The organism is Serratia sp. SCBI (genome assembly GCF_000747565.1).
Lineage (GTDB): Bacteria > Pseudomonadota > Gammaproteobacteria > Enterobacterales > Enterobacteriaceae > Serratia > Serratia ureilytica.
Map to the genome: position 1 here is coordinate 3,139,309 of NZ_CP003424.1, position 15,798 is coordinate 3,155,106.

The window sequence follows — 15,798 nt, forward strand, 5'->3', positions numbered from 1 at the left end:
TAGTTGCCCGGCGTAATCATCCAGGGAGATCCACCATGCCGAGATGGCTCACATTACCGGCCGCCAGCGCCGCCGCCCTGCTGGCCTTTGCCGCTTACAGCGCCCCGCTTGGCGCGCTGGAGCTGAATTATCAAGCCCCCGATCCCAGCGTCGCCCCCGCGCCCAAGCCGCCGACGTCGCCTGGGCCCGCGCCCAAGGCCGAGAAACCGCCGATCACCTGGGCAGAGGCGCGAGATAAAAACGGTTTTCGCGTCGACATCGAGTGCGATCATCCGGGCTGCAGCAAGCCGCGCACCAAACCTTATCCCGCGTATGACGGCCCGGTGAAGAAAACCGATCGCCGCCGCCAATCCGATCCTTATTCCACCAACCAGGATCCCGATTACAACATTCAGTTAGGCTATGAGTGGTAATGACGCTTTCGGAGAATACCTATACCTCACGCAATCACGGCCGCTTAGAATGGCGTCAGTTCACCACTCCTCCTGGTGTTGAACATGACAAGCTGTGTTGCAAATCTTTATGCGCCTCCCTATAGGCGCTTTTTTTTTTGCCCTTCTCGCATCACGCCTTCCCGATTACAGATTGGTCTCATTGCCCTGCAAAGTGATGAATGTCACAAATACGCCTCCTTGCCATTCTTATTCGGAGGTGATGTTCATGGCCACAGGATCTCTTGCCCTCCTGGCCGTCTTGGCCGGCATTGCGGGCTATGCGCTCTATAAACACTTCAAATCTCAGAAGAAAAGCGCATTCGTTCGCCCGCACGATCGGTAATCGACAACGCATTTTCACCGCAAAGGCGCGGCACGCCGCACGCCGCGCCTGCGGTTATCGTCATCCTTTCATCACAAAACTGTCACAATATGGCCATATGATGATTAGCGATTATCCGTTCTGGCTTAACACCAAGGATTTCGCCCATGACCATAATTAAAGCTGCAAACCACCAGGAAGCAGAAAAGCTCATCCGCGCCGGCACAGCCAAGAAAATCGAACTGGCTTACGACATCGGCAGCGACGATTTCTTCCAGCTTGCCAGCCTGTGGTGCGATAAAGGCGCCAAGATCTCCAAAGGAAAAGAACACTTTATCGTTTCATTGAAAGGGTTCCGCATCCCCCTAACGATTGATGCCCAGCCGCCCATCGCGGCGGCGTCTCCTCCTCTTCCTCGCAAAACCGCTCTATTCGACCACGCGCACCTCATTCGATTTCGCTAAGCTAACAGCAGACTTTATTGTGGACGCGCCACCTGATAACCGCGTCCGCCACGATGAGGAGAGTAACCATGTCAACGAATGCACCGCTGCCCGACACGATGAAAGCGATTGAGATCAGCCAACCCGGCGCCCCCGAGGTTCTGGTCGTCGCCGAACGTCCGGTGCCGGTTCCGCAAGCGGGCCAACTTCTGGTGAAAATCGCCGCCGCCGGCGTTAACCGCCCCGACGTGCTGCAACGTCAGGGGAACTATGCGCCACCGCCCGGCGCCTCGGATATTCCCGGCCTCGAAATTGCCGGCGAAGTGGTGGCCATCGGTGAAGGCGTGACCCGCTTCGCGATCGGCGATCGGGTTTGCGCCCTCATCGCCGGCGGTGGCTATGCGCAATACTGCGCCGTGCATGAAAGCAATGCGCTGCCGGTTCCGGCGGGCCTGAGCCTGACCGAGGCCGCCGCGCTGCCGGAAACCTTCTTTACCGTCTGGGTCAACGTGTTCCAGCGCGGTCACCTCAAAGCCGGCGAGACCGTGTTGATCCACGGCGGCACCTCGGGTATCGGCACGGTCGCCACCATGCTGGCGAAAGCCTTCTGCGCCCAGGTGATCACCACCGTCGGTTCAGAAGAGAAGCGTCAGGCGAGCCTGGCGCTGGGCGCCGACGTGGCGATTAATTACCGCAACGAAGACTTTGTCGCCCGCACCAAAGACGCCACTAACGGCAAAGGCGCCGACGTGATCGTCGATCTGATCGCCGGCGACTATGTGGCCAAGAACTATCAGGCCGCAGCGATGGAAGGCCGTATCGTGCAAATCGGCACGCAAAACGGCGTGGTAAAAGAGCTCAACCTGATGCCGCTGCTCTTGAAACGCTTGACCCATACCGGTTCGACGCTGCGTTCGCGCAGCGTCGCGGACAAAGCGCAGATTGCCGCCGAGCTGCACGAGAAAGTTTGGCCGCTGCTGGAGCGCGGCGTGCTGAAACCGCAAATCTTTAAAACCTTCCCGCTTGAAGAGGCGGCCGCTGCGCATGCGCTGATGGAATCCAGCGAGCACATCGGCAAAATCATGCTGACGTTCTGAGACCTTTCCCCGCAGCGGGGCTGCGGGGACATTTATGCCGCATTCAGGGAATGATGCGGCGACGACGGAATGCATCGAACAGCGAGAAAAACATGGCTTCGGTTTCGACAAACTGATGGAAACCGAAACGCCGCTCCTTGCTGCCGTCCGCGAACATGTCGTAGTCCCAGGAAAAGACGAAATCGGCGAAACGCCAGCCGGCCACCGCCCGGTAATCGGGCTCGGTCAAGGAGTGCCGTTGCGCCAGCTCACGCCACAGCGGCGCTTTGTCCACCATCATGTTTTCCAGCGTCATCGGCAACGGCGGCGCACATTCCAGCCCGAAGTACGCGGCGATTTTCGGCCACATTTCGCTCCAGCGAAACAGATCGCCGTTGTTGATGTTAAACGCCTGATTGGCTGCCGCAGGTTCGGTCGCCGCCCAGAGCGTGGCGCGCGCCAGCAGTCCGGCGTCGGTCATTTCCAACAGGCTGTGGTAAGCGCCCGGCTTCCCGGGAAAGCGCAGCGGCAGCCCGAGCGCTTTACTGATCGAGGCGTAAACCGCGATGCTTAACGCCAGATTCATCGGGTTGCCGAGCGAGAAGCCCCCCACGACGCTCGGGCGAATGGCGCTCCAACGCCAGCGCTTGCCTGTTTGGCGCTGCTCCAGATACTGCTGCTGCGCCGCGTTAAACTCCGGCGGCATATGCCCGGTATCGCTTTCACGCGCCGGCGTTTTAAACGGCCCCAAATGCGCGCCATAAACTTTATAGCCCTGCATCAGGCTGATATGTTCCAACGCCGGCGCAATCGGCTCCAGCCCTTCGACAACGTGTTGCAACATTTGCAGGTTCGGCGCCACCAGCCCCGCCCAATCCGGAGCATCTTGATAGGCGGCATAGAAAACGTGGCTAATCGCGCTCAGCGGCCGCAGCGCGTCCCGCGTCGCCACCGCATCCAGCAGGTCAACCTGCAGGTGGCGCACCCCAGGCGCCGATTCGCCGCCCCGGCGCGAGACGCCCACCACTTGCCAACCTTGGTCAATCAGCTCCTCAATCAATCGGCGCCCAATCACGCCATTGGCGCCGATCACCAGCGCCTGTCGCTTTGCGTTCATTTTGTCACCCCTCGGATTATCGATACCCTGAGTGTTATTGATTAGCGATGCTTGCGGTAGATGAGGGTTTCCACTAACACTAATAAGAAATATCTATAGGCAAAATCGACATGGATAAGCTGAACGCAATGAAAACCTTTATGCGGGTGGCGGAGCTGGGCAGCCTGTCTGCCGCCGCGCGCGATCTGCGTTTGACGCAGCCGGCGGTCAGTCAGCAAATCGCCGGTCTGGAACAGCAGTTGGGGGCGCAGCTGCTGTTTCGCAGCACGCGTGCGGTCACCCTGACGGAGGCCGGCAATGATTACTATCAGCGCCTCAAACCGATTATGGCGGCGGTCGACGAAGCGGAAGAGGCGTTGCACGGCCAGCACCACCAGCTGCAGGGCAATTTGCGCCTGCATGCGCCGACCGGATTCGGACAACGGCATATCACCCCTTTGGCCATCGCGTTCCAAAAACGTCATCCGGATCTCACCATCGAGCTGCTGCTGGACGATCGCCGCGCCGACGTCATCGGCGAAGGCATAGACGTGGCGCTGCGCTTCGGCGAATTGCATGCGCCCGGCATGGTGGCGAAACGGTTGGGTGAGCTGCAACGCCTGCTGGTCGCGTCGCCGGCCTATCTGGCCAGGCATGGCGCCCCTCGTTCGCCGGCGGATCTGGTGAAACATGCGCACATTCGCTACAGCGGCCTAAACGATGGCGATACGCTCACCCTGCTCGGCCCCACGGCGCCGAGATGGTCGCGCTGCGGCCCACGTTTCGCGCCAACAATACCTTATCGCTGCTGGCGGCCATCGAGGCCGGGGCCGGGGCCGGCATCGGTGGCGCTCAGCGGCCGCTGATCGGCGAACAGCTGGCGACGGGCGCGCTGGTTCCCGTCTTGCCGGAATACCGCTACCCGCCCATGGCGCTGCATGCGGTCTATCCCGCTTTACGTTTTATTCCGCAGAAAGTGCGCGCCTGGGTGGCGCATTTGCAACAGGCGTTGACGGCGATCGAGGGAATTAGCGGAGTGAATGCCCCCGGCCAGACGCCGGGAGCATAATCATTATTTGAACAGTTTGCCGACCATGTCGCCCAGTTCATTGCTGTCTTGCTGCACTTCACCGTTTGGCGAAGCGGCATCCGCTACCGTCGGCAAGAACTGTGCAATGGTGCTGGACGCCTGGGCCGGATCGACGCCCAGCTTTTCAGCCAGTTGATTGATCGCATCGCTGCCCAACGCCTGCTGCACATGATCGCCGGTAATCGGCTGGTTTTCGCCGTTACCGAGCCAGGAACCGACGATATCGCCGAACTGCCCCTGGCGGAACTTGTCTAAAATGGCCTGCAGGCCGCCTTGTTGCTCGACCCACTGCATAATGGCGATGTAGTCGATGCCTTTGCCGTTGGCGCCGCCGCCCAGAATGTTACCCAATACGCTATCGAACAGACCCATGATATTCCCCTTTCAGCCGCTGCGGCCCGCGCCGCACAGCCGGATTGATTTCACGAAAAAGGGCCGCCGCGGCGACCCTGTTGAGCAACGGCTGCTTAGCCTTTGATCTTCCTGTAGACAAAAAGCACCACCAGGGCACCGATGACCGCCACCACGAAGCTGCCCAGGTTAAAACCGTCAACGCGTCCCATACCGAAGAAGGTGCTGATATAGCCGCCGACGACGGCGCCCACGATCCCCAGTATAACGGTAACAATAAAGCCGCCGCCGTCTTTGCCCGGCATAATCCATTTAGCCAGGATACCGGCGATTAAACCAAAAATGATCCAGGAAATGATGCCCATTTTTACTCTCCCTATTGCCTTTTGCCTAACAGAAATCCTATTACCAGGCCCACGACGGCGCCGGCGCCTACCCCTGCCCAAGGGTTATCCTTGATGCAGGCACATGATTGCTCGAGCGCTGCCTTTACGCCGCTGCGCACTTCGCAGGCGGTGGTTTTAACGTAGTCGCTCGGTTGCTCAACACCGCTTAGATCGTCATTTTCATATGACATGTCAAATCCTTACAGACCCGCCCTCTGAGAACTTCGTCACCTGTTTCACGTCCGGCGCCGCCCGTTCCGCGATCTTGCTCTGGACACTCTGCCCACAGCCGTTCAAGACGGGGCGTACGGCGACAAACGCACAACATCACACTATGACTATAGTAAAAAATCAGCGGTTTACCCATTTCCGTCCGTCTGAATTTCACCGCTTCAAAAGCGATCGCATTTCATCCCATTGTCATCTGGGCAGGCTAAACTTTAAACACAGCCTCCTGGAGGAAACGCCGATGTTCAATGCCCCTTTTGTCCTGATCCTCGCGCTGCTGTATGCGCTGGCTGCCGTTTGGGACGGTTCCGCCGCGTTACTGTTTCTCTAAGGTTACATAGCGGTTGTCACTTTTGCGATGCGCTGAATTGTGTCCTTATTTTTCAATGTCGCCAGCCGGTTGAAATAGCGGTGAATATCCGCCCTTCCCTCGGTAAAAATCTCATTTCGTTCCGTTTTCCGTCTGCGCTTAAATAAAGCGTAAAAAAAAGCATGAATGGAAAACCCGGTCTCACAAAAAATGCTCTATCATTTCGCACATAACAATTTGGGTTAAGGTCCCATTGCGAAATTAAAGGAAGAACAGAAAAAATGATTTCAAACCAACGCTTTGAGCGCGAATTCTTGCGCCCTCGTTATTGGTTGCTATGGATAGGGCTGGGAATACTCTATCTATTGGTGTTATTGCCCTACCCGCTCATTTATCGGCTTGGACACGGCCTTGGCAGAATCGCCATGCCCCTGATGAAACGCCGGGTAAAAATAGCGCGCCGTAATTTAGAACTCTGTTTCCCTGAGATGCCCGCCGCCGAACGAGAGGCGCTGATTGTCAAAAATTTTGAGTCCGTCGGCATGGGCCTGTTCGAAGTCGGCATGGCCTGGTTCTGGCCTGACTGGCGCATCGCCCGTTGGTTTAAGGTGAGCGGCATGGAAAACATGCAGTTGGCGCGTCAGGACGGGAAAGGCGTGCTGCTGATCGGCCTGCATTTCCTCACTCTGGAGCTGGGCGCGCGCATCTTCGGCATGCAAAACCCCGGCATCGGCGTACACCGCCCGCACAATAACAAGCTGATGGAATGGGTGCAGACCTGGGGCCGGCTGCGCTCGAATAAATTCATGATCGATCGTAAAGATATCAAAGGCATGATCCGCAACCTGAAGCAGGGTGAAATCCTGTGGTACGCGCCGGACCACGATTACGGCCCGCAAAGCAGCGTGTTCGCACCGTTCTTCGCCGTGGAAAACGCCGCCACGACGACCGGCACCTATATCCTGGCGCGTATGGGGCGGCCGTCGATCGTGCCATTCGTGCCGCGCCGCCTGCCGAATGCCCGCGGCTACGAGCTGATCGTGCAGCCGCCGCTGACGGACTTCCCGCTGGACGATGAAACGCGCGCGGCGGCCATGATGAACCGCGTGGTGGAAGAACAGGTGCTGCTGGCGCCCGATCAATACATGTGGTTGCACCGCCGCTTTAAAACCCGCCCCCCGGCGAACCTTCGCTGTATTAATCGCCTTCGTGCCTTCGCCCGCCCTGCCGGCGGCGAAGGCGCTCACCTCGCACGAGCATTCTACGTCAGGGGGACTACACTAATAAGTCACCGACGGCAATTATTGCCGCCAGCAATCATTTCTTCCCGCCCGAGGGCCGGTCGTTGCTTGTCGGGCCACAACCGAGGTCAATGTCATGCTGGTACAACCCTATTTGTTCTTCAGCGGTAACTGTGAGCAAGCGATTAACTTCTATGTACTGCAGTTGAATGCCAAAATTGAAATGGTCATGCGCTTTAAAGACATGCCCGAAGAAGCCCGCCAAGGCGGGCCGCAGGACGTCAATCCTGAAGCGATCATGCATGCGCGTCTGCTGATTGGCGACGGCGTGCTGATGGCCTCCGACGGCTGTCCGCAGGATGACAGCGGCGGCGCTTCCCATAAAGGCTTCTCACTGTCGCTGAACCCCAGCGACGCGGAACAAGGACGCAAACTGTTCGATAATCTGGCGCAGGGCGGCCAGGTGACGATGCCTTATCAAGCCACCTTCTGGGCCAAAGGCTTCGGCATGCTGACCGACAAATTCGGCGTCAACTGGATGATCAACGTCGAATAACCCCGCATGGCGCCGCTAGCTGTAGCGGTGCCAGTCATACGCCGCTTTGGCGAACAGCGCGAACAACACCGTCAACAGCGCCAGCCCCAACCGCCAGTAAGGCGACCGTCGCCGCCGCCAGGCGAAGAACATCATCACCGCCAGCGCCCCCAGCGTGAGGGGGTAATACACCGCCAGCGTCAGTAAAGCGATAATGATGTAATCCGACATGGCTCTTTTACTCCTTCGCGTTCACACCGCCGCAAATGCGGGGTGCGAGGTGCCTTTCTCCCTATCGCCACGTTAAGGGCTAGAGGTCTGGCGCATTTATGCATAAAATATAAGATTGCTCTTAACTCAAATTGAATAGTAATCAAACAACAAGGGTGACATGACTCAGCAGCAACCCATACAGGATGCCGTGCCGCCGCGCAGCGTTAAAAGCTCCCCATTATTATTTCAGGCCGGCGTGTTTGTCATCATCGTTGCCGCCACGCTGATCCTCTTTAACAGCTGGCAAATCTGGAACGCGCACCAGCGGGATCTGCGCAGCGCCGAGCATGAATCCGCCAACCTCACCCGTTCACTGGCGCAGCATGCCGACGATACCTTCATGCAGGTAGACGGCAATCTGCTCGATCTGACCGAACGTCTCCAGAACGACGGACTGGGGCCCTCGCAATTGACCCGGCTGCAACGGGTGATGCAAACCCAGGTCGGCAACCTGCCGCAGCTGCACGGGATGTTTATCTACGATGCGAGCGGCCGCTGGCTGGCGACCTCCTCGGGCAAATTCATCAAGAACGCCAACAACGCCGATCGCGATTACTTCAAATATCACCAAAACCGCGATGGCGGCGGTCTGTACATCGGCGAGGTGATCCGCAGCCGCACCACCGGCGATCTGATCATCCCCGTTTCGCGGCGCTTCAACAACCCGGACGGCAGCTTTGGCGGCGTGGTGCTGGCGACGCTGTACGTCGATTATTTTCGCCAGTTTTACGACAGTTTCGCCCTCAACACCGACGCCTCGCTAAATCTGCTGCTGGCGGACGGCACCATCCTCTACCGCCGCCCTTACTCGGCGGCCTCGATCGGTAAAAATATCGCCAAGGGCGTGTTGTTCAGCGAAATATTGCCGCATTCGGAATTCGGTAACGCCACCATCACCTCCCTGTACGACAAAGTGGAGCGCATCTACGGCTATTCGCGGGTCAACCGCTTTCCGCTGGTGATCGCCGCAGGGCTGTCGAAACGCGACGCGCTGGCGGACTGGCGCACCGACGCCGGCCTGTTCGCCGCCGGCGGCCTCTCTCTGCTGATGATCCTGCTGGCGATGGGCGCGGTGCTGCTGCGGCAAATCAAGCACAGCATGCAAACCGAAGCCGAGCTGATGCGTACCCGCGATCAGCTGACCAGCATCAACCAGATGCTGGAAGAACTGGCGCTGCTGGACAGCCTGACCGGCCTGGCCAACCGCCGCCAGTTTGATATCGCGCTGAAGAACGAGCTGGCGCGCGCCTCGCGCAACTACCGCAGCGTGGCGCTGCTGATGCTGGATATCGACTACTTCAAGCAGTACAACGACAGCTACGGCCACGTCGCCGGCGACCAGTGCCTGCAGCAGATCGGCCAGACGCTGAAAGGGTTGGCGTGCCGCAGCAACGATATTCTGGCGCGCTACGGCGGTGAAGAGATGGGGATTATCCTGCCGGATACCGACGTGCAGGGCGCGCTGATTTTCGCCGAACGCGTCATCCAGGCGGTGCGCGATCTGAAGATCCCGCATCAGGGCAACCCGCACGGCATCGTCACCATCAGCATCGGCATCTGCGCCAAAGTGCCGCATATGTATAACGATACGCCGATCAGCTTTATCAATGAGGCGGACAGCGCGCTGTATCAGGCCAAGAAAAAAGGCAAAAACTGCATTTACGGCGCTTAATCACTCATCGGGCCACCAAAATTGGGCGGCCCGATTTATTCCCACGACAAAAATGAAATAATTTCCCGCCGAAACATTATTTCCCCAATTTGCCCCGCTCTCGGAATGAAATAACGCCAATAAATAAGCAGCATATTTATTTCCATTACAATTCAATAAGATAAAAAATGCGCTATTCAGCGAACAATTCGTGCCATTTTTGATTATTCGTGCCCACGCCGAACCTCGTTTAGCCTCCGTTTACTTTTCATTGGCATTGCCGGTGATACCCTTAGCAGGACTATTCTATATATCAGGAAGCCATCGCACGCTTCGGCGCACTGCGCCCTGCTGATACATCCATAATAGAACCCATAAATTTCACGTTGCATTTGGGCGACCGACGCAAAGACTTTTGGCGTCGCTCCAGCCAGCCACGGCGCAAGCCAGTGCAGCCAACCACGCGGCAACCTGAAAGGCGGGAATAAAGCGATATAGATTTGCGAGGAGATCTCATGCCTACTGGCGATATTATGCGTGAACAGGCCGTCCTGACGCTGCCGTTGCGACAATGGGCGGCAGCGGAAGCATCCAGCGCGGTCAGCGAACTGGAACAGGGCAAGGTGCTGTTTCTGCCCGAACTGGCCTTCACCCTGTCTGAGCAGGAAATGCCGCTGCTGGATCCGGCGCTGGTCGATCCGAAGCGCAAAAACATCAGCTATCAACCGCTGTCCGGCAAGCTGACCGGCGTCGCCGTCGCGGAGCGCCGGCAGCAGGTTCAGCAACTGCTGGAACGTTATTACCAATCTTGCCGCCAGCTGATCGCCGGGCTGTTGCCCGAGTATCGGGAGGCGCTGCACCATCCGACCGGCAGCCTGCGTTTGCATCCGGTTTCGGCCTGGCGCGCAAGCAGCTCCTGGCGCAAAGACGACAGCCGGCTGCACGTCGATGCTTTCCCGTCGCGCCCGAACTACGGTGAACGTATTCTGCGCATTTTCACCAACATCAATCCGCACGGTGAACATCGCCAATGGCGCGTCGGCGAACCGTTCCCTGAGCTGGCGCAACGCTTTATGCCGCATCTGGCGCGCTACTCCGCCTTCAGCAGCTGGCTGCAGCACCGGGTACGCATCACCAAAACCCGCCGCAGCCATTATGACCACCTGATGCTGCAGTTGCATGACGCCATGAAGGCCGATGGCGATTATCAACAACAGGGGCCGCAGCTGGCGCTGGCGTTTCCGCCGGGCAGCAGCTGGATTTGCTTCTCGGATCAAACGCCGCACGCCGCGATGGGCGGCCAGTTTATGCTGGAACAGACCTTCTTGCTGCCGGTGAACAAGATGCAGGATCCGCAGCGCTCGCCGCTGAAAGTGCTGGAACAGCTGCGCGGTCAGCCGCTGATCTGAATAGATTGCCGCCGCCGGCAGCTCCGGCGGCGGCAAGCGCGCATCACGCCTCGAAGTCCCCCTGTTGGCGCGCCACCAACGTCAGGATACTGTACAGCGCCACCGGCTGCTGTTCCTGATTCAATACTTGCACATCCCACACCACCACGCCGTGCGGCCGATCTTCGGCGGTTTTCTGCGGCTTGCGGATCTTCTTCTTGCAGGTCAACCGCACCTGAATGGTGTCGCCGATCTTCACCGGTTCGATAAAGCGCAGATTCTCCATGCCGTAGTTGGCGATCACCGGCCCGACGGCGGCATCGACAAACAGCCCGGCCGCGGCGGACACCACAAAGTAACCGTGCGCCACCCGCTCGCCGAACAGCGAATCGGCGGCGCCGATCTTGTCCATGTGCGCGTAGAAATGATCGCCGCTCAGGCAGGCGAAGTTGACGATATCCGCTTCGGTCACGGTACGGCGCGCGGTCAACAGGCTGTCGCCCAGCTGCAGCTGCTCGAAGTATTTCCGGAACGGATGTACCGGGTGCTCGGCGACCGGCGCGCCGCGCACCCATTCGCCGCCGATGGCCGCCAGCATTGCCGGGCTGCCCTGGATCGCCGTGCGCTGCATATAGTGCTTCACCGCACGCAATCCGCCCAGCTCTTCACCGCCGCCGGCGCGCCCCGGGCCGCCATGCACCAGCATCGGCAGCGGCGAACCGTGGCCGGTAGATTCTGTCGCCGCCTGTTCATCCAGAATCAACATGCGGCCGTGGGCGCACGCCGTCGCGCGAATGAAGCGCTTGGCCAATGCCGGATCGGCGGTCACCAGCGAGCCCGCCAGGCTGCCCTGCCCCAGCAACGCCAACGCGATCGCCTGCTCGGTATCCGCATACGGCATCAGCGTCGCCACCGGGCCGAAGGCCTCAGTGCCGTGCACCGCCTGATGGGTGAACGGATCGGCGCAATACAGCAAGGTCGGCGGATAAAACGCCCCGCCGCGCGCGCCGTCGCCCAGGATTTCCAGCTTATCCAGCGCCGCGCCGCACAGCGGCTCGCAGCCGTTGCGCAGCAGAAACTCCACCTTGCTTTGCACATCATCACGCTGCTCGTGGCTGACCAACGCCCCCATGCGCACCTGCTCCAGCTGCGGGTCGCCCACCGTCACCCCAGCCAGGCGCTGCAACAAGGCCTGACGCACCGCAACCACCTGCGCCGCCGGCACGATGATGCGGCGGATCGCCGTGCATTTCTGCCCCGCCTTGGCGGTCATTTCACGGCACACCTCTTTGATAAACAGCGCAAACTCCGGCATCTCCGGCGTTACGTCTTCCGCCAGCACGCAGCAGTTGAGCGAATCCGCCTCCATGGTGAAGGCGATCGATTTCTCCAACAGCCGCGGGTGCGCGCGCAGCCGCTGCCCGGTCTGCGCCGAACCGGTGAACGTCACCGCATCCTGATAATCCAGGTGCGCAAACATGTCGCCGACGCCACCGCATACCAACTGCAGCGCCCCTTCCGGCACCAGCCCGCTGTCGACGATCAGCCTGACCATCGCCTGCGTCAGCTGCGCGGTGGCGGTGGCCGGCTTGATGATGGCCGGCATGCCCGCCAGCCAGGTCGGCGCCAGTTTTTCCAGCATGCCCCAGCAAGGGAAGTTGAAGGCGTTGATATGCAGCGCCACGCCCGGGCGCGAGGTCAATACGTGGCGAGCGGCGAACTGCGCCTGTTTCGACAACGGGATCAGCTCATCCTCCGGCCACAGGGTATCATCCGGCAGATCGCGGCCGGCCATGCCGGCATAGGCGAACAGCGTGGCGATGCCGCCTTCGATATCGACCCAGCCGTCGCTGCGCGTCGCCCCGGTTTGATAGGAAATCTGATACAGCGCCTCTTTGTGCGCCAGCAGGTGTTTCGCCACCGCTTTCAGCATCTGGGCGCGCTGCTGGAACGTCATTTGCGCCAGCGCCGGCCCCCCGTGGCGGCGGGCATAGCTCAGGCTCGCCGCTAACGGCAGGCCGTCGGAGCAGACCTGGTACAGCGCCTCGCCGGTCACGGCGTGGCGGATCTCGCGGCTCTCTCCCTGCCCATACACCCAGGCGCCAGAAAGATAACTGTGTAACTGCTGCATGTGCCCTCCAAAATTCATAAATTTTCACCCTACAGCTTAATTACGTATCACATAAATGCCAGTTTACGCCAAACTCAATTTTAACAAAAAGAGAACAAGAAGCGCGTTCAAGCCGCTTTCCCTGTCGTTAACACAGAGTTGTTGACTTTATTTATCAAGTAAAATCAACAGTATAATCAATTCACTTGTGAGTGCGCTCGCAAAACCACATGAATCTCGTTTGATCTTTTTGTTATCAGTTTGTAGCCTTATGGTTAGTTAAAGTGATTCACATTTTTATATTCAATGTGAAAAATACGAATCACCAAGAGGCAAGCATGACAACTGAAGCACAGTATCAGCAGCATTTCGACGCCAAGATCGCGGCGGATATCGCTATCGAAGCCAAAGACTGGATGCCGGACGCTTACCGTCAGAACCTGATTCGGCAGATTGGCCAACACGCCCATTCGGAAGTCATCGGCATGCTGCCGGAAGCCAACTGGTTGACGCGCGCCCCCACGCTGCGCCGCAAAGCGGTGCTGCTGGCCAAAGTGCAGGATGAGGCCGGCCACGGCCTGTACCTCTACAGCGCCGCCGAAACCCTCGGCTGTTCGCGCCAGGACATCTACCAAAAGATGCTCGACGGCAAAATGAAGTACTCCTCGATCTTCAATTACCCCACGCTCAACTGGGCGGATATCGGCGTGATCGGCTGGCTGGTCGACGGCGCCGCCATCGTCAACCAGGTGGCGCTGTGCCGCGCGTCCTTCGGCCCCTACGCGCGGGCGATGGTGAAAATCTGCAAAGAGGAAAGCTTCCACCAGCGCCAGGGCTACGAGGCGGTGATGGCGATGGCCCACGGCAGCGATGCGCAGCGCGCGATGTTGCAGGACGCCATCGATCGCTTCTGGTGGCCGGTGCTGATGATGTTCGGCCCGAGCGACGCCGACTCCCCTCACAGCGCCCAGAGCATGGCCTGGAAAATCAAACGCCACAGCAACGATGAACTGCGGCAAAAGTTCGTCGACAACACCGTGCCGCAACTTGAGGCGCTGGGCATGACGGCGCCGGACCCGAGTCTTACCTGGGACGAGGCCGCCGGCCACTATCGCTTCGGCGAGATCGACTGGAGCGAACTGCATGAAGTGATCAAAGGACGCGGCCAATGCAACCACGAACGCCTGCAGGCCAAACGCCGCGCCTGGGAAGACGGCGCCTGGGTACGCGACGGCGCCATGGCCCACGCCGCGAAAAACGCCGCTTCCGCCGCATAGCCAACATAAGGAACCGAGATCATGAGCCACGTTGAATGGCCGCTGTATGAAGTGTTTATCCGCAGCAAACAAGGGTTGGCGCATCGCCACGTCGGCAGCCTGCACGCCGCAGACGACCAAATGGCGCTGGAAAACGCCCGCGACGCCTACACGCGCCGCAACGAAGGCTGCTCGATCTGGGTGGTGCAATCGCGCCATCTGATCGCCTCGCAGCCGGAAGATCGCGGCGCGTTCTTCGATCCGTCCGAAGACAAGATCTACCGTCATCCGACGTTTTACACCATTCCCGACGGCATCAAGAACATGTAGAGGCGACCATGACGGTTAACGATCCGCGCATCAGCTATTTGCTCCGCCAGGGCGACACGCCTTTGATCCTCGCCCAGCGCCTGTGCGCCTGGTGCGGCCACGCGCCCGAGCTGGAAATCGATCTGGCGTTGGCCAACATCGGTCTCGATCTGCTCGGCCAGGCGCGCCACTTCCTGGGCTACGCCGCCGAACTGGCCGGCCCGCCCTGCAGCGAAGACAGCCTGGCCTTCGGCCGTGACGAGCGCCAGTTCCATAACCTGCTGCTGGCGGAACAGCCGAACGGCGGTTTCAACGACACGTTGGTGCGCCAGTTCCTGCTCGACGCCTACCACGTGCAGCTGCACCAGGCGCTAAGCCGCAGCCGCGATGCGCAGATCGCCGCCATCGCCGCCAAATCGTTGAAGGAAGCCGATTACCACCTGCGTTTCAGCCGCGGCTGGATGATCCGCCTCGGTGACGGTAACGATATCAGCCACCGCAAGATCCAACTGTCGCTGGATAACCTGTGGCGTTTCACCGCCGAACTGTTCCATGCCGACGCGCTGGAGCTGACGTTGGCAGAACAAGGCATCGCCGTCGATCCGCGCGAGCTGCAGGCCCCCTGGCAGGCGCTGGTGGTGGAGACGCTGCGCCAGGCGACCTTGACGCTGCCTGCCGAGCAGGCGTTCCGTCAGGGCGGCAAGCAAGGTCAGCACAGTGAACACCTCGGCCCGCTGCTGGCGGAGATGCAGTTCCTGCAGCGCGCCTATCCAAACAGTCAGTGGTAGGAGGCCGCGATGAACGTCACTCGTTTGCAACCCGCCGAAATCCCGCAGATTTGGCACTGCCTGCAGCAGATCAGCGATCCCGAACTGCCGGTGCTGTCGATCACCGATTTGGGCATGGTGCGCGACGTGGTGCGCGACGACAGCGGCTGGCGCGTGACCTTCACCCCAACCTATTCCGGCTGCCCGGCCACCGAATTTTTGCTCAACGCCATCGAGCAGCGGCTGACGGCCGCCGGATTCAGCCCGGTGCGGGTGGACATTCGCCTCAGCCCGGCCTGGACCACCGACTGGATGAACGCCGACGCCCGCGAGCGGCTGCGGCAATACGGCGTAGCGCCCCCGCAGGGCCACACCTGCGATCGGCCGCACGCCCACGGCCCGGTCGCCTGCCCGCGCTGCGGCAGCACCCACAGCGAGAAGATCAGCGAGTTCGGCTCCACCGCCTGTAAAGCGCTGTACCGCTGCTGCGACTGCCGGGAACCGTTCGACTACTTCAAATGCATATAGGAGC

At 59.7% G+C, this 15,798-nt stretch carries 15 protein-coding genes and 3 pseudogenes; 12 read left to right on the forward strand and 6 right to left on the reverse strand.

All coding sequences use genetic code 11. The features are described 5' to 3' along the window. Positions 1-35 precede the first annotated feature (35 nt). The 3 genes and pseudogenes from SERRSCBI_RS14775 to SERRSCBI_RS14785 all read left to right on the forward strand — a co-directional run bounded on the left by SERRSCBI_RS14775 (position 36) and on the right by SERRSCBI_RS14785 (position 2,296). Positions 36-413 carry a hypothetical protein gene (locus tag SERRSCBI_RS14775; RefSeq protein ID WP_033643595.1) on the forward strand — a complete coding sequence of 126 codons (378 nt, stop codon included), beginning with the start codon at positions 36-38 and terminating at the stop codon, positions 411-413. Positions 414-923: 510 nt separating this feature from the next. Further along, a pseudogene (locus SERRSCBI_RS14780) lies at positions 924-1,121 on the forward strand (hypothetical protein); the annotation flags it as partial. A gap of 167 nt (positions 1,122-1,288) precedes the next feature. Continuing rightward, positions 1,289-2,296 carry an NAD(P)H-quinone oxidoreductase gene (locus SERRSCBI_RS14785; protein ID WP_033643596.1) on the forward strand — a complete coding sequence of 336 codons (1,008 nt, stop codon included), beginning with the start codon at positions 1,289-1,291 and terminating at the stop codon, positions 2,294-2,296. A gap of 43 nt (positions 2,297-2,339) precedes the next feature. Here the strand turns inward: SERRSCBI_RS14785 and SERRSCBI_RS14790 are convergent, their stop codons facing one another. Then, the gene (locus tag SERRSCBI_RS14790) at positions 2,340-3,392 is read right to left on the reverse strand and encodes an SDR family oxidoreductase (protein WP_042784915.1); all 1,053 of its coding nucleotides are present in this window, start codon (positions 3,390-3,392) and stop codon (positions 2,340-2,342) included. A gap of 110 nt (positions 3,393-3,502) precedes the next feature. Between SERRSCBI_RS14790 and SERRSCBI_RS14795 the strand changes: the two are divergent. After that, positions 3,503-4,440, forward strand: a pseudogene (locus tag SERRSCBI_RS14795) (LysR family transcriptional regulator). Between the two features lie 3 nt (positions 4,441-4,443). On the opposite strand, the gene SERRSCBI_RS14800 reads toward SERRSCBI_RS14795, so the two are convergent. The 3 genes from SERRSCBI_RS14800 to SERRSCBI_RS25265 all read right to left on the reverse strand — a co-directional run bounded on the left by SERRSCBI_RS14800 (position 4,444) and on the right by SERRSCBI_RS25265 (position 5,389). Then, the gene (locus SERRSCBI_RS14800; protein ID WP_019453502.1) at positions 4,444-4,833 is read right to left on the reverse strand and encodes a YidB family protein; all 390 of its coding nucleotides are present in this window, start codon (positions 4,831-4,833) and stop codon (positions 4,444-4,446) included. A gap of 95 nt (positions 4,834-4,928) precedes the next feature. After that, positions 4,929-5,177, reverse strand: a complete 249-nt coding sequence (locus tag SERRSCBI_RS14805; RefSeq protein WP_004935146.1) for a GlsB/YeaQ/YmgE family stress response membrane protein — start codon at positions 5,175-5,177, stop codon at positions 4,929-4,931. Between the two features lie 11 nt (positions 5,178-5,188). Continuing rightward, positions 5,189-5,389: a DUF883 family protein gene (locus SERRSCBI_RS25265; protein WP_033643599.1), complete on the reverse strand. Its 201-nt coding sequence runs from the start codon at positions 5,387-5,389 to the stop codon at positions 5,189-5,191. Positions 5,390-6,017: 628 nt separating this feature from the next. Here SERRSCBI_RS25265 and SERRSCBI_RS14815 point away from each other — a divergent pair. Beyond that, positions 6,018-6,937, forward strand: a pseudogene (locus tag SERRSCBI_RS14815) (Kdo(2)-lipid IV(A) acyltransferase). A 176-nt stretch (positions 6,938-7,113) separates the two neighbouring features. Continuing rightward, complete coding sequence (locus SERRSCBI_RS14820) at positions 7,114-7,533, forward strand: VOC family protein (RefSeq protein WP_033650813.1); 420 nt, start codon at positions 7,114-7,116, stop codon at positions 7,531-7,533. Positions 7,534-7,548: 15 nt separating this feature from the next. Here SERRSCBI_RS14820 and SERRSCBI_RS14825 read toward each other — a convergent pair whose 3' ends face one another. After that, a complete protein-coding gene (locus SERRSCBI_RS14825) occupies positions 7,549-7,743 on the reverse strand; it encodes a hypothetical protein (RefSeq protein WP_033643602.1) in 195 nt (64 codons plus the stop codon). Positions 7,744-7,903: 160 nt separating this feature from the next. On the opposite strand from SERRSCBI_RS14825, the gene SERRSCBI_RS14830 reads away from it, so the two are divergent. Next, positions 7,904-9,457, forward strand: a complete 1,554-nt coding sequence (locus SERRSCBI_RS14830) for a sensor domain-containing diguanylate cyclase (protein ID WP_042784917.1) — start codon at positions 7,904-7,906, stop codon at positions 9,455-9,457. 494 nt (positions 9,458-9,951) lie between these two features. Continuing rightward, complete coding sequence (locus SERRSCBI_RS14835) at positions 9,952-10,845, forward strand: Kdo hydroxylase family protein (RefSeq protein WP_042784919.1); 894 nt, start codon at positions 9,952-9,954, stop codon at positions 10,843-10,845. A gap of 43 nt (positions 10,846-10,888) precedes the next feature. On the opposite strand, the gene paaZ is transcribed toward SERRSCBI_RS14835, so the two are convergent. Continuing rightward, positions 10,889-12,955 carry a phenylacetic acid degradation bifunctional protein PaaZ gene (gene paaZ / locus SERRSCBI_RS14840; protein ID WP_042784920.1) on the reverse strand — a complete coding sequence of 689 codons (2,067 nt, stop codon included), beginning with the start codon at positions 12,953-12,955 and terminating at the stop codon, positions 10,889-10,891. A 317-nt stretch (positions 12,956-13,272) separates the two neighbouring features. On the opposite strand from paaZ, the gene paaA reads away from it, so the two are divergent. From paaA to paaD, 4 genes are read left to right on the forward strand one after another with little or no spacing between them, the layout of a single operon-like run. Then, the gene (gene paaA / locus SERRSCBI_RS14845) at positions 13,273-14,211 is read left to right on the forward strand and encodes a 1,2-phenylacetyl-CoA epoxidase subunit PaaA (protein ID WP_042784922.1); all 939 of its coding nucleotides are present in this window, start codon (positions 13,273-13,275) and stop codon (positions 14,209-14,211) included. Positions 14,212-14,232: 21 nt separating this feature from the next. Beyond that, the gene (gene paaB / locus SERRSCBI_RS14850; protein WP_004935173.1) at positions 14,233-14,520 is read left to right on the forward strand and encodes a 1,2-phenylacetyl-CoA epoxidase subunit PaaB; all 288 of its coding nucleotides are present in this window, start codon (positions 14,233-14,235) and stop codon (positions 14,518-14,520) included. 8 nt (positions 14,521-14,528) lie between these two features. Further along, positions 14,529-15,287, forward strand: a complete 759-nt coding sequence (paaC, locus tag SERRSCBI_RS14855; RefSeq protein WP_042784923.1) for a 1,2-phenylacetyl-CoA epoxidase subunit PaaC — start codon at positions 14,529-14,531, stop codon at positions 15,285-15,287. A gap of 9 nt (positions 15,288-15,296) precedes the next feature. Then, entirely contained in the window at positions 15,297-15,794 is a 498-nt protein-coding gene (gene paaD / locus SERRSCBI_RS14860) for a 1,2-phenylacetyl-CoA epoxidase subunit PaaD (protein ID WP_042784925.1), read from the forward strand. The last annotated feature ends 4 nt before the right edge of the window (positions 15,795-15,798 follow it).

Bases quoted from the DNA above. Each gene is read 5' to 3' on its own strand.
- paaA (WP_042784922.1), top strand. From the start codon at position 13,273: ATGACAACTGAAGCACAGTATCAGCAGCATTTCGACGCCAAGATCGCG.
- SERRSCBI_RS14790 (WP_042784915.1), bottom strand. From the start codon at position 3,392: ATGAACGCAAAGCGACAGGCGCTGGTGATCGGCGCCAATGGCGTGATT.
- SERRSCBI_RS14805 (WP_004935146.1), bottom strand. From the start codon at position 5,177: ATGGGCATCATTTCCTGGATCATTTTTGGTTTAATCGCCGGTATCCTG.
- SERRSCBI_RS14785 (WP_033643596.1), top strand. From the start codon at position 1,289: ATGTCAACGAATGCACCGCTGCCCGACACGATGAAAGCGATTGAGATC.
- SERRSCBI_RS14830 (WP_042784917.1), top strand. From the start codon at position 7,904: ATGACTCAGCAGCAACCCATACAGGATGCCGTGCCGCCGCGCAGCGTT.
- SERRSCBI_RS14775 (WP_033643595.1), top strand. From the start codon at position 36: ATGCCGAGATGGCTCACATTACCGGCCGCCAGCGCCGCCGCCCTGCTG.
- SERRSCBI_RS14800 (WP_019453502.1), bottom strand. From the start codon at position 4,833: ATGGGTCTGTTCGATAGCGTATTGGGTAACATTCTGGGCGGCGGCGCC.
- paaD (WP_042784925.1), top strand. From the start codon at position 15,297: ATGAACGTCACTCGTTTGCAACCCGCCGAAATCCCGCAGATTTGGCAC.
- SERRSCBI_RS25265 (WP_033643599.1), bottom strand. From the start codon at position 5,389: ATGTCATATGAAAATGACGATCTAAGCGGTGTTGAGCAACCGAGCGAC.
- paaB (WP_004935173.1), top strand. From the start codon at position 14,233: ATGAGCCACGTTGAATGGCCGCTGTATGAAGTGTTTATCCGCAGCAAA.
- SERRSCBI_RS14820 (WP_033650813.1), top strand. From the start codon at position 7,114: ATGCTGGTACAACCCTATTTGTTCTTCAGCGGTAACTGTGAGCAAGCG.
- paaZ (WP_042784920.1), bottom strand. From the start codon at position 12,955: ATGCAGCAGTTACACAGTTATCTTTCTGGCGCCTGGGTGTATGGGCAG.
- SERRSCBI_RS14825 (WP_033643602.1), bottom strand. From the start codon at position 7,743: ATGTCGGATTACATCATTATCGCTTTACTGACGCTGGCGGTGTATTAC.
- paaC (WP_042784923.1), top strand. From the start codon at position 14,529: ATGACGGTTAACGATCCGCGCATCAGCTATTTGCTCCGCCAGGGCGAC.
- SERRSCBI_RS14835 (WP_042784919.1), top strand. From the start codon at position 9,952: ATGCCTACTGGCGATATTATGCGTGAACAGGCCGTCCTGACGCTGCCG.